15 protein-coding genes are annotated in these 14,643 nt (G+C 42.1%); 13 read left to right on the plus strand and 2 right to left on the minus strand.

The window, feature by feature from the left end:
* Position 1 precedes the first annotated feature (1 nt).
* From moaB to ACJAZP_RS05830, 13 genes are all read left to right on the plus strand, one after another.
* Positions 2–517, plus strand: coding sequence for a molybdenum cofactor biosynthesis protein B (gene moaB / locus ACJAZP_RS05770; protein WP_415229785.1), 516 nt, complete (start codon positions 2–4; stop codon positions 515–517).
* Between the two features lie 121 nt (positions 518–638).
* Positions 639–1,118, plus strand: coding sequence for a cyclic pyranopterin monophosphate synthase MoaC (moaC, locus tag ACJAZP_RS05775; protein ID WP_415229786.1), 480 nt, complete (start codon positions 639–641; stop codon positions 1,116–1,118).
* Positions 1,119–1,131: 13 nt separating this feature from the next.
* Entirely contained in the window at positions 1,132–1,380 is a 249-nt protein-coding gene (gene moaD / locus ACJAZP_RS05780; RefSeq protein ID WP_415229787.1) for a molybdopterin converting factor subunit 1, read from the plus strand.
* A 2-nt stretch (positions 1,381–1,382) separates the two neighbouring features.
* Positions 1,383–1,835 carry a molybdopterin synthase catalytic subunit MoaE gene (gene moaE, locus ACJAZP_RS05785; protein WP_415229788.1) on the plus strand — a complete coding sequence of 151 codons (453 nt, stop codon included), beginning with the start codon at positions 1,383–1,385 and terminating at the stop codon, positions 1,833–1,835.
* Positions 1,832–2,569, plus strand: coding sequence for a molybdate ABC transporter substrate-binding protein (gene modA / locus ACJAZP_RS05790; RefSeq protein ID WP_415229789.1), 738 nt, complete (start codon positions 1,832–1,834; stop codon positions 2,567–2,569). The genes moaE and modA overlap by 4 nt, the downstream gene beginning before the upstream one ends.
* Positions 2,570–2,575: 6 nt before the next feature.
* Positions 2,576–3,262, plus strand: coding sequence for a molybdate ABC transporter permease subunit (modB, locus tag ACJAZP_RS05795; protein ID WP_415229790.1), 687 nt, complete (start codon positions 2,576–2,578; stop codon positions 3,260–3,262).
* Positions 3,255–4,319 carry a molybdenum ABC transporter ATP-binding protein gene (gene modC, locus ACJAZP_RS05800; protein ID WP_415229791.1) on the plus strand — a complete coding sequence of 355 codons (1,065 nt, stop codon included), beginning with the start codon at positions 3,255–3,257 and terminating at the stop codon, positions 4,317–4,319. The genes modB and modC overlap by 8 nt, the downstream gene beginning before the upstream one ends.
* 229 nt (positions 4,320–4,548) lie before the next feature.
* Positions 4,549–6,828: a penicillin-binding protein 1B gene (mrcB, locus tag ACJAZP_RS05805; RefSeq protein WP_415229792.1), complete on the plus strand. Its 2,280-nt coding sequence runs from the start codon at positions 4,549–4,551 to the stop codon at positions 6,826–6,828.
* A gap of 7 nt (positions 6,829–6,835) precedes the next feature.
* Positions 6,836–7,291, plus strand: a complete 456-nt coding sequence (locus tag ACJAZP_RS05810; RefSeq protein ID WP_415229793.1) for a tetratricopeptide repeat protein — start codon at positions 6,836–6,838, stop codon at positions 7,289–7,291.
* Positions 7,292–7,434: 143 nt separating this feature from the next.
* Positions 7,435–8,109 (plus strand): ABC transporter ATP-binding protein, encoded by a 675-nt coding sequence (locus ACJAZP_RS05815; protein ID WP_415229794.1) that lies wholly within the window; start codon positions 7,435–7,437, stop codon positions 8,107–8,109.
* Positions 8,109–10,535: an FtsX-like permease family protein gene (locus ACJAZP_RS05820; RefSeq protein WP_415229795.1), complete on the plus strand. Its 2,427-nt coding sequence runs from the start codon at positions 8,109–8,111 to the stop codon at positions 10,533–10,535. The genes ACJAZP_RS05815 and ACJAZP_RS05820 overlap by 1 nt, the downstream gene beginning before the upstream one ends.
* Positions 10,526–11,659 (plus strand): lipocalin-like domain-containing protein, encoded by a 1,134-nt coding sequence (locus ACJAZP_RS05825; protein ID WP_415229796.1) that lies wholly within the window; start codon positions 10,526–10,528, stop codon positions 11,657–11,659. The genes ACJAZP_RS05820 and ACJAZP_RS05825 overlap by 10 nt, the downstream gene beginning before the upstream one ends.
* A 394-nt stretch (positions 11,660–12,053) precedes the next feature.
* Complete coding sequence (locus ACJAZP_RS05830; protein ID WP_415229797.1) at positions 12,054–12,512, plus strand: hypothetical protein; 459 nt, start codon at positions 12,054–12,056, stop codon at positions 12,510–12,512.
* A 183-nt stretch (positions 12,513–12,695) separates the two neighbouring features.
* On the opposite strand, the gene ACJAZP_RS05835 is transcribed toward ACJAZP_RS05830, so the two are convergent.
* Both ACJAZP_RS05835 and ACJAZP_RS05840 read right to left on the minus strand, forming a co-directional pair.
* Entirely contained in the window at positions 12,696–13,178 is a 483-nt protein-coding gene (locus ACJAZP_RS05835) for a MarR family winged helix-turn-helix transcriptional regulator (RefSeq protein WP_415229798.1), read from the minus strand.
* Between the two features lie 189 nt (positions 13,179–13,367).
* On the minus strand, positions 13,368–14,585 hold the full coding sequence (locus tag ACJAZP_RS05840) for a BCCT family transporter (protein WP_415229799.1): 1,218 nt from the start codon (positions 14,583–14,585) through the stop codon (positions 13,368–13,370).
* Positions 14,586–14,643: the final 58 nt, after the last annotated feature.

The following is a 14,643-nucleotide window of genomic DNA, read 5'->3' on the forward strand; positions in this document are numbered from 1 at the left end:
GATGAGTCACCTTTCAACAAAAGAGTTTAAACCCGCAAAAATTGCAGTATTAACCGTTTCTGATACACGTAATGAAGAAACCGACACTTCGGGTGGTTACCTTGCTTTGGCCTTGCAACAAGCGGGCCATTTACTGGCGGATAAAAAGATTGTTATTGATGATCTTTATAAAATCCGCGCCGTTGTTTCTGCTTGGATTGCCGACTCGGAAATTGATGCGCTATTAATCACCGGCGGCACCGGTTTTACTTCGCGTGATAGCACCCCCGAAGCCGTGTCTATTTTATTTGACAAAGAAGTTGAGGGTTTTGGTGAACTTTTCCGTCATGTTTCCTACCAGGAAATTGGTTCATCGACGATTCAAAGCAGAGCATTGGCCGGCTTTGCCAATAAAACGGTTATTTTCTGCATGCCGGGCTCTACCGGGGCTTGTAAAACCGCCTGGTCTAAAATAATTGTTGAACAGTTAAATTCTCAGCATAAACCGTGTAATTTTATGCCCCATATTGGTCTTTAAATCGGTGAACCTTGATATAAACATCTTACACTTTAATGTTTATATATATCAATGTGATACATCAACGCAGTGTTGATGTTCATGTTCTAAAACTTATACGCCATTACTTAGAAGATAAATTATGAGACCTTTATTTACCCACATTAATCAAGACGGCAAAGCCAATATGGTTGATGTCACGGACAAAAACACCACCCAGCGGCAAGCCATTGCGCAAGCCTACGTGGAAATGAAAGCTGAAACTTTGGCGCTAATTTTAAACGGGCAGCACCATAAGGGAGATGTTTTTGCCACTGCGCGTATTGCCGGTATTATGGCGGCCAAAAAAACCTCGGACATTATACCGCTTTGTCACCCGTTAGCGCTGACTAAAGTCGAGGTGGAGTTAGTGGCCGAGCCTGAATTTAACCGTGTACGTATTCAAAGTTTATGCAAGTTAAGCGGCAAAACCGGGGTCGAAATGGAGGCATTGATGGCGGCGTCCGTGGCAGCATTAACGATTTATGATATGTGTAAAGCGGTGCAAAAAGATATGGTGATAACTCAGGTCAAACTGCTTGAGAAAACCGGTGGTAAATCCGGGCACTTTAAATCCCAGTAAGTAAGGAATTTCGATGATTAAAGTTTTATTTTTTGCACAAATACGCGATCAGTTAGGCGTCAGTGAACTCGAGGTGCCGAGCGCTGAAAATAACGATCTCACTACCTTGCTAAGCAACTTGAAATTGCGTGATAACAACTACTTGTCAGTGCTTTCAAAAAGCACCTTAATGGTTGCCGTGAATCAAACCATGTGCTCCCATAATACCGCGCTCAGTAGCGGTGATGAAGTTGCTTTTTTCCCACCGGTAACGGGAGGTTAGTTATGATCAGAGTACAAACTGAAGATTTTAATCAGCAGTGTGAATACGACATTCTGCGAGAGCAATCCAGCGTCGGCGCAGTGGTCACCTTTACGGGGTTAGTACGTGATCTTAATCATGGAGAGAAGGTTGCAAGTTTAACCCTGGAGCATTACCCCGCGATGACCGAAAAATCATTAAGCGAAATAGTGATGCAGGCTAAGCAGCGCTGGAATATTCTCGCCTGTACCTTGATTCATCGTGTTGGTGAGTTAAATCTAAGCGAACAAATTGTTTTTGTCGGTATCGCCACGTCGCACCGCCGAGACGCGTTTGCGGCCTGTGAATTCATTATGGATTATCTCAAAACCCAAGCGCCTTTTTGGAAAAAAGAGTGCAATAGTCAAGGGACAAGTTATTGGGTTGATGCACGAGAATCCGACCTCAGTGCCTTGAATAAATGGACCGAAAAATGACTAAAAAATTGTTCATAAAAATGACCAGTAGCCTGCTTTTATCAGTGCTACTTTGCAGTTTTTCAGTACAGGCGAGCATTAAAGTTGCGGTGGCCAGTAATTTTAAAACAACGCTTATGGAAATTGCGGCAGACTATGAGCAACAAACCGGGCAGCAGATATTAATATCAAGTGCGTCAACGGGGATTTTATATCACCAGATTCAACAGGGAGCACCCTTTGATCTGTTTTTATCCGCTGACCTAAAACGTGCCAAATTAACCGAAGACTCAAATAAAGGCGTGAAGGGGTCGCGTTTTACCTATGCGCAAGGGCGAATAGCCCTGTGGATGCCGCAATCTCTTGAGCCTGTTAACCTGAGCAGCTTGCAAAAATTTAGAGGGCGAGTAGCTATTGCTAATCCTAAACTTGCACCCTATGGATTAGCCGCCGAGCAAGCCCTTACCCACCTGAATTTATTAACTCAGTTCTCCTATGTACAGGGGGCTAACATCAGTCAGACTTATCAATTTGTAGATTCGGGTAATGTTGAAGCCGGTTTTGTGGCCTATTCATTATTATTGGAACACCAAGCCGACCACTTTGTCTTGATTCCGGCAGGTTATTATCAGCCTATTTTACAACAGGGGGTGCTGCTCAGCGGTTCAACACAAACCCGCGAAGTGCAGGATTTTATGAATTATTTAACCTCTGAAAAAACCCAAAAAGTGATCCGTTCAAAAGGGTATCTGTAAGCAAATATGTTAACCGAATTAGATTACAGCGCCATTTTACTGACCTTTAAACTGGCGGGTTTAACCACCCTCATTTTGCTGATTATTTCGCCGCCTTTAGCCTGGTGGCTGGCGCGCAGTCGTTTTGTATTGCGCCCCTTTATCGAAGCATTAGTGGCTTTGCCCCTGGTATTACCGCCGACGGTTTTAGGCTTTTATCTGCTAATTTCATTTTCACCGGATAATTTTATCGGAGGATGGTGGTTAAGTTTAACCGGTGATACTCTGGCTTTTTCTTTTATTGGTTTGCTCATTTCTTCTATTATTTACTCCTTACCTTTTGTGGTGCAGCCTTTACAAAGTGCATTTGTCAATTTAGATAAAGATTACCTTGAGGTCTCAGCGACACTGGGATTTAATCCTATCGAAACCTTTTATAAAGTTGTTTTTCCGATGGTTTTACCGAGTTTTATTATTGCCGGGGCGCTGGGGTTTGCGCATACGGTCGGAGAATTTGGCGTGGTGCTGATGATCGGCGGAAATATTCCCGGGGAAACGCAGCTGCTCTCTATTGCCCTTTTTGACCATGTCGAAACATTACAATACCAGCAGGCGCATTTGCTCTCTTTTGGTTTGTTAGCCTTTTCGATGATACTGCTGGTGCTTATTTATGGTGTCTTACAAAAACGCCAACAGAGAATGATCCATGCTTAAATTTGACCTTAAAAAATCCGCACAGCACAAACCCTTATTTCATTTCCAAGGGCAAGTGGAACTGCAGGGAATTTGCACCGTTTTTGGCGATTCAGGGGCCGGTAAAACCTCTTTTTTCCGAGTTCTCGCGGGGCTGGATAAACATTTTTATGGTGCCTTAGAATGGCGAGGAAAAACCTGGCAGGATAATTCAACTTTTATTAAAACGGAAAAACGTCACATTGGCATGGTATTTCAGGAGCCGCGCTTGTTTCCTCATTTAGATACACTGGGTAATCTGAAGTTAGCGACTAAAAAGGCCGTCAACAGTTTATACACTATTGCCGAACTGGCCAAACTACTTGATTTTGAGCCGCTCCTCAATAAAAAAATTCAGCAACTGTCGGGCGGTCAAAAACAGCGCATTGCTATTGCCAGAGCCATTTTAACCGGCCCCGATCTGTTACTGATGGACGAACCATTATCATCCTTAGATCAGCACAGCAGACAGTTATTATTACCCTTTTTTAAAAAGCTCAGTGAAAAAATTCCGATCATCTATATTACCCATTCAATGCAGGAAGTTTTTTACCTGAGCCGGGAAATGATCCTCATTAATCAGGGGGAAATAGAAAGTATTGGTGATCCGCATGCACTGTTTTTGAATTTAAATTTAAGCTTAGCAAAACATAAACATTCAGGTTTAATGGTCAATGTGCAGGCTATCCACTGGGATGATGAGTTTTCTGTGCTGCACGGTTTAATTGATCAGCAGGCGATTCTGGTGGCGATGGAAAAACCGCCGACTCTTGAAGATATACAGATCAAAATTGAGAGCAAAGATGTGATTCTTGCAACTCATAAATTAGAATTTAGCTCATTGCAAAACTGTTTGCGTGTTCAAATAGAACAGATAGAGCAGCTGCCGACCAGCAGCGTTTTATTAACCTTAAATACAGGAACCCAAAAAATACTGGCTAAAATAACCATCAAATCTTTAAATGAATTAGAGTTAAAAGTGAAGCAGAATATTTTTGCTTATATTAAAGCCATGAGTATTTCAGCACTTGATAGTTGACCATTCAGTTAAAAAAAACTTCTATCCTGATGGCCCTTAAGACCAAATAATGGTGGGAGGAAATGACAATTTGCTCACTTATACGGATTGAAATTAATAATCGTTTGGGTCATTTTACTGAGTAAATGATAATGGCAGGTGAAATATAAAACAAAAAATTCATGGAATAGGTATAATTTGATTTCTAAAAATTCTGTTAGCAACGGCATTACGTAAAAAAGAGGTAGATGTGTCCTTTACAAATAAAAATAAAAAATCCAAATTGGCATTATTGTGGAAGTTGCTCCTGGTCGCAGGAGTGATTGCACTGATGGCCATTATTTATCTTGATTCTACTATTCGCTCAACTTTCACTGGTAAAAAATGGTCTGTGCCGTCGACGGTTTATGCACGGCCTTTAGAACTGTATGAAGGAGCACCGCTGACTGTCCGAGATCTCAAAACAGAGTTAGGCATGTTGGGTTATCGTTTTGTATCCCGTCTTGACAATCCCGGACAAGCCAACATTAACGGCAATGCGGTTAATATTTATACTCCCGGATTTCAGTTTAGTGATGACTTGGAGCCTGCCCGCAAGGTTGCTTTGCGTATTCAAGACGGTAGCATTTCTCAACTTAGCAGCAGCGATGGTGCGCAGTTACTGCGTTTAGAGCCCCTTGCCATCGGCGGCATTTACCCTTCTCATCATGAAGACCGTTTATTGGTTCAGCTATCTGAAGTCCCTGAGCCCTTGCAAAATATGCTCGTCGCTGTTGAGGATAACCGTTTTTACAGTCATATTGGTATCTCTCCGCGTGGTATTGCCCGCGCATTGATAGCAAATATTAAAGATGGTGGCATCTCGCAGGGCGCGTCGACGCTGACTCAGCAATTGATTAAAAATTATTACCTGACCTCTGAACGGACCTTAACCCGTAAAGCGCAGGAAGCGGTGATGGCTTTGCTGCTCGAACTGCATTTCAGCAAGTCTGAAATTTTAGAGGGATACATTAATGAAATCTACCTTGGTCAGGATGGCCCGCGATCTATTCATGGTTTTGGCCTCGCCAGCCAGTATTATTTCAATCGTCCTTTGGCGGACCTGCCCTTAGAGCAGCAGGCGTTATTGGTGGCTTTAGTCAGAGGGGCAAGTTATTACAACCCTTGGCGTAACCCTGCTCGAGCATTGGAACGGCGCAACCTAGTCTTAGATATTGCCGTTCGCGAAGAGCGTTTAGATATTGATTTGGCGGAGAAGGCTAAATCACGTCCGTTGGGCATCGGCGGACCCAGTGTTACTCGCAATAAACGCTATCCGGCTTACTTGGATTTGGTGCGCCGACAGTTGCAGCGCGACTACAAAGAAGAAGATTTAAGTTCCAGCGGCCTGTCCATATTCACCCATTTTGATCCGCTGGTACAGATGAGTGCCGAATCAAGCCTGGCGGCTAACATTGCCAACCACGAGGCCAGTGGACAAAGTAAAGAACTGCAGGGGGCTGTGGTTATTACTCGTCCGAATACGGGAGCGGTGATCGCTGTTCTTGGCGGAAAAGATGGGCGTTATGCCGGTTTTAATCGCGCCCTTGATGCGCGCCGTCAAATCGGCTCATTACTTAAACCTGCTGTTTATCTGACCGCCCTTGAACAGTCTGAAGAATATACGCTTGCAACACCGATAAGTGACGACGCATATACCTTAGCGCTTCCTAATGGTGATCTGTGGGAGCCTAAAAATTATGATCTTAAGGATCACGGTGATGTGCTGTTATATAAAGCGCTGGCCCACTCTTATAATCAGGCGACCGCGCGTTTAGGTAATACTATCGGTGTAGATGAGGTTGTTGATACTGTGCACCGGTTGGGCGTGGATCAGAACTTCCCAGCATTACCTTCGGTGACCCTGGGCGCTGTGGATCTGCTGCCCATTGAAGTCGCACAGATGTATCAAACGATCGCATCCGACGGTTTTTACACACCTTTAATGGCGATCAATGCGGTCCTCGATCCTAAAGGTGAGTTACTCACCAGTTATCCGCTGGAGGTTGATAAACGTTTTGATGCGGCATCGATTTATATGTTGAGTCATGCCATGCAGGCTGTTACCCACGAAGGTACGGCTAAGGCTTTAGAGTGGTTGTTACCGGATTTCCCGGTTGCGGGTAAGACCGGAACAACCAATGATCTTCGCGATAGCTGGTTTGCCGGTTTTTCCGGCGATATGATGGCGGTTGTGTGGTTAGGCAAAGATGATAATACTAGCACCGGATTGACCGGCTCAAGTGGTGCGCTGCGTGTCTGGGCAGATATTTTTAAGCAGCGCTCACGCTTGCCTATTCAAAACTTACCCCCAGAAAATATTAAAATGGTTTGGGTTGATCAGGATACCGGGCAAGGTAGCCAGCCATCTTGTACAAACACCATTCCACTGCCCTTTGTTGAAGGCACTGAACCTGAAGAAGAGATTCGTTGTCAGCAGGGCGCAACTAAAGTGATCGATTGGTTTAAAAACTTAGTCGATAAAATATGAGAAAATTATGCGATTTTTAAAAAAGTGTGCCGTACTGAGTTTGCCATTGGTGTTGGTTGCCTGTGGCACAATACCGACTCAACCTATTGATAATACTGAAAGACCCGAGGTTATTGATATTGCTCCGGAGCCGGTGATTGTTCCCGAACCGTCAGTGGTAGCGCCTCAGGAAAAGCCCGTTGACCGGGCGGCCAGAGCACCCTCTGCGGTTGTGTCTTTATTCAAGCGCGCCGAGCAGCAGGAGCAAAATGGCGACACTAAGGCGGCTGCTTCTTCGCTTGAAAGAGCGATCAGAATAGCGCCCCGTTTTCCTGAAAGTTATTACCGTTTAGGAGAACTGCGCTATCAGGAAGGTGCTTTCAATCAGGCTGCATCGCTTGCTCAAAAAGCACTTAGGCTTGGCGCAGAAGGAACGATACGACGTCTAGCTGAAGATTTGATAAATAAAGCCAGAGCTTATTAAACAGATGTTATTTATTTTAATGCTTACAGGAGCTCATTTTCTGAACTAATATTTTCTGATACCCATTAACTCTGCATAACCAGTCGTTAGAGATACTTATTAATGCATCTGCAGATGGTTTGGATATATCTCAAGGAGAAAATATGTCTTTAATCATTGCATCGCTTAATCATCAAATCACAGACGGTAATAAAACGCGAAACTTGCTGTCGAATATTGATTTATCCGTGTCACAGGGGGAGTGTGTCGCCCTAATGGGGGATAGCGGCAGTGGTAAAACTACTTTACTTAACCTTATTGCCGGGCTGGAGCCTATTCAGCAGGGTAGTATTAAGGTTGCTGAGCTGCAATTGGGGCAAGCGACTGAAAAGGCACTGAGTGAATTAAGAAAAAAAAAGATCGGTATTATTTTCCAACAGTATAATTTACTCTCTAGTTTGTCTGTTCGCGCCAATATTGAATTTAGTGCGCGTTTAGCCGGGCACTATGACCCTTTGATTTGCAGCAAACTGATTAACCAGTTAGATATTTTTTCATTATTAGATAATTATCCCGCGTCGCTTTCGGGTGGTGAAATGCAGCGTGTTGCTATTGCTCGGGCATTGGCCGCCCAACCGTATTTATTACTGGCGGATGAACCAACGGGTAATCTTGATCAACACAATGGTGCTTGTGTCGTGACCCTGTTAGTTGATCTCGCAAAACGTCATAACAGCGCATTATTGCTGGTTACTCACAGTGTTAATGTTGCCCGGAAAATGGATAAAATATATCACCTGGCAAAAGGTAAATTAACCTTAATTAAGGGAACGCGTTAGTGGCTTCCTTAACCCCAAAAATTACCACTCCAGTCGCTAAAATCAAAAAATGGTTTAAACCGGACCTTTATTTGGTATTAAAAACCCAAGTTGCAGAATACAAAAATAAACCATTATTACACCTTGCATTTATACTTAGCCTGGCAATAGCAACCAGTACATTATTATCTGTTCTGGTGTTAAATCATGCCAGCAGGCAGCAATATCAACAGGCAAATTCCGGGTTAAACAATCCCGTGGGTTTTCATATTATTGCCCAGCAGGGAAGTAAACTGACGAAACAAGATTTTTCCAGTTTAAGAAAAAAAGGTTTTACCCAAATAACCCCGGTTCTAAGCTTTCGTAAAAAACTGACTAACGGCGAATACATCACCTTCACCGCGATCGACTTATTGGCACTCAGTTTGATAAAAGCGGAGCACTTTAATAGCCAAAGGGTATCACTGCCGGAGGATTATGTTAGATCCCTATTATTATTCAATCAGGATAAACAATTTTCTTTAGCTGACAACCGCGTTATCCCTTTCAGCATTAGACCTGCAGGGCAATGGCAAGATCAAGCATTACTCGATATAACCCTTGCTTGGAAACTATTCCCGGAAGAGGGGGATTTTAGTTATTTACTGGTTGCACCCTTGAGTCAGCAAAGTAAAAAAACACTGGAGTCTGTTTTACCGGGACATTTAACTTTATATGAGCCATGGTCAGTAGAAGAACGTCAAGGTTTTGCAGATGCACTGCATCTCAATCTCAATGCGCTGGCTATTTTAGGTTTTATAGTCAGTTTATTTATTGCTTTTCAGGCAGCCAATCAGGCATGGCGAAAACGTGCTCAATTAACGGCACAGTTACGCTTATTAGGCGTGCAGCTGGTTACTATAAAAATGGCATTGATAATTGAAGCATTATTTTTAATTATGATGGCCACTGTATTAGGGATTTTACTGGCCATCGGCTTAGTGTCTATTTTACTCCCCCTGTTAGGTTTAACCCTTAAACAATTATATTCCTTAAACAGCAGCGGGCACTTTAACTGGCAGTGGTCGTATAATTTATGGGCATTTTTAATTTCCTCGCTTGCAGTACTGCTGGCATTAATGAAACAGTTTAAGCTGCTCTCCAGTAAATATATCGCGCGTTCCGCTCGCTTACAAAGCGAGCAATTTTCTGCTCGAAAAAATGTTATAGCAACGCTTCTGTTGTTCGCTTTATTTATATTTTGGCCGAATAATAACTGGTTACAGTTGATGATTAAGTACGCTTTGTTATTGATCGCAAGTATTGCTTTTTTGCCTGTTTTTTTACAATTAACGCTTTTTTCAGGTGCCAACTTAGGTAAATCGTTCCGCTTTAAGTTCCTTATTAAAGATGCGTATCAGCAGATAAAGCGGCGTTATTTGCCGCTTGCGGCTTTTTATTTGGCGCTAACTGCCAGTATTGCTGCCGCGTTATTGGTCAATAGCTTTGAAAACGCTTTTGTACGCTATCTTGATCAGCAATTAAATGCCGACATTTTTATTCGCCACAAGGCTTGGCAAAAAGAAACGATAGAGGATTGGTTAGGGACTCAATCCGCACTAAAAGAATATACTCTGTTTCAGCATAGCTGGGCAAAAATAGAAACCGAGTCAGTTAAGCTAGTTAATCATCAATCCCTGCGCCAGTTGGAATCACTACTGCTTAAATCGTCTGACCACAGTGATGCACAGGGGTGTTATGTCAATGAGCAGCTGGCTTTGAAAAAAAAGCTCAGCATCGGGGGGAAAATAAAAATAACACAAGGCAAACAAGTTTATCAATGCAACATAAAAGGAGTCTACTACGAATATGGTTACCCGGGTTATTCTGTTACCGTTAATAATGCGCCGTTAACCACTCATTTTAGTGGCTGGGTTGATACCGGATTTGGTTTGTTTTTTGAATCAGGGCAGTTGATTAGCAAACAAGAGATTGTAACGGCGTTAAACCTCGATCCTCAACAAGTATATCAACCGCAGCAGATTAAAATATTGGCGCTGGAAATTTTTTCGCAAACCTTTATTCTGATTCAGGCGATGACAGCGGTTTTATTATTGGTCGCCTGTTTTGGTTTGTTTTTGTCCGCACAGAGTTTGGAGTTGGCGCGTAAAAATGATTTATATATTCTTTACAGTTTGGGATATGACAAAAAGGTGCTGTTTACCCACATGTTGGTACAGTGGTTGGTGCTTGTTTTATGCGCTATTATATTGAGTTGGCCGATTGCAACGCTGCTGGCTAATGCATTAGTCACAGAGGTTTTACCGGCATCTTTTGGCTGGTCTATGCCACTGATGATCAATATTGCCCCCTTTGTTGTCAGCAGTTTGCTCGGTTTACTGTTGTTAATTCCGGCGCTAAGTATTCCCCTGCTTAAGCTGAATGTCAGGAAAAATTTATGTCCTTGAAAAAAGTTAATAAATATAACGGTATTTCAGCTAAAAAAATATTGGTTATATTATTGATTGTCTTTTTTTTATTCTTATTGAGCCTTTCTCTTTTAAGGAAAGAACTGCCGCAGGGTAACCCGCTGAAGGTGTTAGCCGATGATTATACAGAATATGAATTACCGTCAGAAAATCAAAAGATCATCTTTCCACAAGCGCATTGGCCGCATAGGGGATTTCGCCATGAATGGTGGTATTTAACGGCCAATTTAAGCACTGCAAGCGGTCAACGTTTTGCCACGCAGTGGACACTATTTCGAACTGCTATTAATGATCAGCATTGGTATTTTGCCCATGCGGCTTTAGCGGATACAACCGTTCATTTAGCCGAATTTCGTGATGGACGAGAGGAGTTCGGCAATGTTGAGTTAATAAACTTTCCGTTTACTGCGCTAATAGACGATTGGAGCTGGCGCTCTTCTGCGCAGTTATTACCTGCGCAGTTAACTTACGGCAGTGCGAAGTATGGCTTAGCTGGTGGTATGGCAGGTGATTCTGATTTGCCGCTAACAAACTGGCAAGTTAACCTCTTTTTATCCGATGCCAACCCTTTTTATCTGCAGGGGGTGAACGGTTTTAGTAAAAAACATGCCAGTAAAGATATCGCCAGTTATTACTATTCACAACCGTTTATTAGTGTCAAAGGTGATCTTTTATGGCAGGGGGAACGTTCGAGTGTCACTGGAACGGCTTGGTTTGACCGCGAGTGGGGATCAAAAATGCTGGCACCGGAACAACAGGGCTGGGACTGGTTTTCATTGCGTTTAAATAAAGACCGGGCGTTGATGATTTACCGTATCCGTTCAGAGGGAAATGATTTCCTGTACGGTAGTTTAATGGATAGCGGCGGTGATATAAAAATATTAGCGGCTGAAGATATTAGACTAAAAACTCAGACAAGGCTTCAAGAGCATTACCCGCAGTCTTTTACGCTGGAAGTTAAACCGCTTGGTATCAACTTAATGATTAATATTATCAACGACCAGCAGGTGATGCGTTTTGGCATTGAATATTTCGAAGGTATGGTCACTTTTAGCGGATCACACGAGGGTGATGGATTTGTTGAGATGACCGGTTATCATTAATAATCCCATTATTTAAGTGCGTTGTTTATCGTTTTCACTGTGCACAATCACCCATTTTTTAAAACCCTAAATGCAATCTTCTTTGCAAGTGGTGCTATTTTGCGCATTACTATTACCCTGAGGGTTTTTAATTTAAGCTGGTTTTTTATCTGCTGTTAAGCCCTGGAACTGTGAAATGTTGCTGCCGTGTCTGAGCATCTGCAGACCCTCAAAAGCGTTACTCCAGCAATCAAAAAACCAACTGAAGATGAGAATGGTGCTATTGTTATTTGTGTCAGCCTGCGATTAGTTTAACGGGCTCTGCTGATACTGATCCGCAAATTGCAGGCTAATATCTAATGATCTTCAGGTACATTAAGTTAAGCGAAAATTTTAGGTTTTATTAGGGGATATAATGAATAATTCGATTGTTTCATTGATCAGAACATTTTTTGCAAAAGTACTTACAGTGATCTTTTTTGGCTTGGCTGTGGTTATTGTTTTGTCATTACTTATCAACATTTGGGAAGGGATGCATAATCAATCGGATCTCACTGAAATTTTGTTAAAGAGTATCAATACCGGTATTATCGCGTTAGCTGTCTTTGAATTAGCCTTGATCATCAATAAAGAATATTCAGAGCCTATGGATGATGAGGGTAATGATGCGATCAGCAGTTTGCGGGGAACGCTGCCCCGATTTATCGGCACGGTTTGTGTTGCTTTATCGCTGGAGGGACTGATTATGGTGATTAAATACAGTCAGTTGGAATTGGCCGGTAATTTATACTATCCGGTCGCGATCATTATCAGCACCGCATTTTTGTTGTCAGCTTTAGGACTTTTCTTATATTTAACAGATAAACAACGCTAAGCTGTTTTATCAACAGATTAGCTGATTGAGGGCGCTGGTACAGCGGCAAGTGAAATGATATTTATTAATGCCATGTTAGTTTAAAAAGTCTTAAGCGAATATCCCAAGGTTGGCAGAGATCAGATCGCTATTAAAACGGTCTTATATCCTCTGCATTTGCAGAGGGTTGAATACAACCGTCAATTATAAAGACTCATCGGCTTGAATTTTTCCTACCAATAATACCGGTGCGGCATCGAGTTCGGCGGCATCCATCATTGTTGCAATACGCTCTACAGCGGAAAGTAATTGGCTTTGCTCCCACTCTTCAAGATTTTTATAACGCTTAATAAAGTGCTCTTGAAGTGGTTTTGGCAAGTCGTTTAATAACCTTTGCCCCAATTCACTGAGCGATAAATGCACTTTACGCTTATCCGTTTGACTGCGTGTTCTGATCACTAGATTACGGCTTTCAAGTCTATCAAGAATGGTTGTTACCGTTGCTGCGCTTACGGTTATTTCTTGAGCGATCTGCTTTGAAAGCGGCGCGTCAAGTTGCGCTATCTTACGCATTACCATTAATTGCGGTACGGTTAATCCTGACTCTTTATTTAGCTTTCGAGAATGTATGCTGATAGCTCTAATCACTTGGCGTAATGAAATTAATAGTTGTTCGTATTTTTCCATAATTCCCTCATTATATTTTTGCGTACAATAACAGAAATATTCATAAGACTCATGCGTAAAATAAAAAAAAGCAGAATGTCCCTATAACGAAAGAGCGCTATTCTGCTTTTTTACAAAATGTGCTCATAAACTACAGGTTATTACACCGGAAGCACAGATTTTGAACACTTTTTTGTTGTTGTTTTTTGCCTAGCTGGCAACTTCAATCTTAGTAAAGTCTATTTTGTTGCCGATGGGTGAGCGCTCAATATCAGCGACGGTATGATAGTGATTCTTTAGGATATAAGCGAAGCAGCCTAAAATTAATCCTATTGCCAATGCGCCAACCCATTGGATTTGTAAAAAATCTAATTTGAACAGCAATGTCAGTCCGCTTATTAGCGTAATGTTACCGATAATATAACGCGCTTTACCAAAACGCTGGACGGTCAGATTTAAGTTGTCGGTATAGAGTCGAACCAGTGAATCAAGTGAGTTGATAACAAATGTCACACCCACGATCACCATCGCCAGATTATATAAACCAACTGTCGGAATAGCATTAGCGCTGTAGTAATAAAGCACGCTGAACCAGATTGCGATGGGGATAGATGGGAATACCATCATCGCAAATAACACCTGATAGGTCCTCATTCCGCTAACAAAACGTGCGGTAAATTGACCAATCATAATGCTCCATGCAAACCACCAGAATAAGTAAAATTCATGATACTCATTAATCGGTAAGACAAAGTTTTCTATATTGCCGAAGTAGTCGCCTAATAAAGCAAAGGTAGTAAAGAACTCACCCACACTTGATTTATCAGATAAAAATGCTCCTGCCCACATTAATGCGATTAAGCCTAAAAATAACCAGGTACTGACCAAACTTAAAATTCTTACGTAACGAATATTGGTACTGGAATACACCGCTGCAGCAATAACCACAAATACAATTACGTAAAAACTGCCGACAATGCTTTTACCGTCACCTAAATCGGGTAAATACCAGGGCAGATTGGTCAATAATAAGTAGGCCGTAAAGGCACAGGTGCCAATAATGACGACGTTATTAATAAATTTGATTAATGGAATTTCGAAAAACTTAACTCTTGGTTCAATAACACAAAAGTAGAAAGAGGTTAGAAAGTAGAATGCCCAGATCAAGAAAGCCCAAAAACCAAACTCAATGGCTAAGGGATTGCTAAAGGCATATTCAGGACTGTTTACTAAATCAGCATAACCTGCAAATTCGGTTAGCGGGAACATGATTAATCCAACATCTAAACCCGAGGTAAAGAGAATGGCGATAAAGGTAAACTTACGTACGGGTGTAACACCGATACACTTCATGTTACCCCAACGGTAAATAATGAAGGCAATTGCGGTAAAGGTAAATAAAATACCTATTGATAACCAAACAGCCATTATTTGACCTCCGAGTGGAACTTGTTAACACACATAGTTAACTCCTTTTTTATGTTTT

The organism is Psychromonas sp. (genome assembly GCF_047632955.1).
In the GTDB taxonomy this organism is placed as follows: domain Bacteria; phylum Pseudomonadota; class Gammaproteobacteria; order Enterobacterales; family Psychromonadaceae; genus Psychromonas.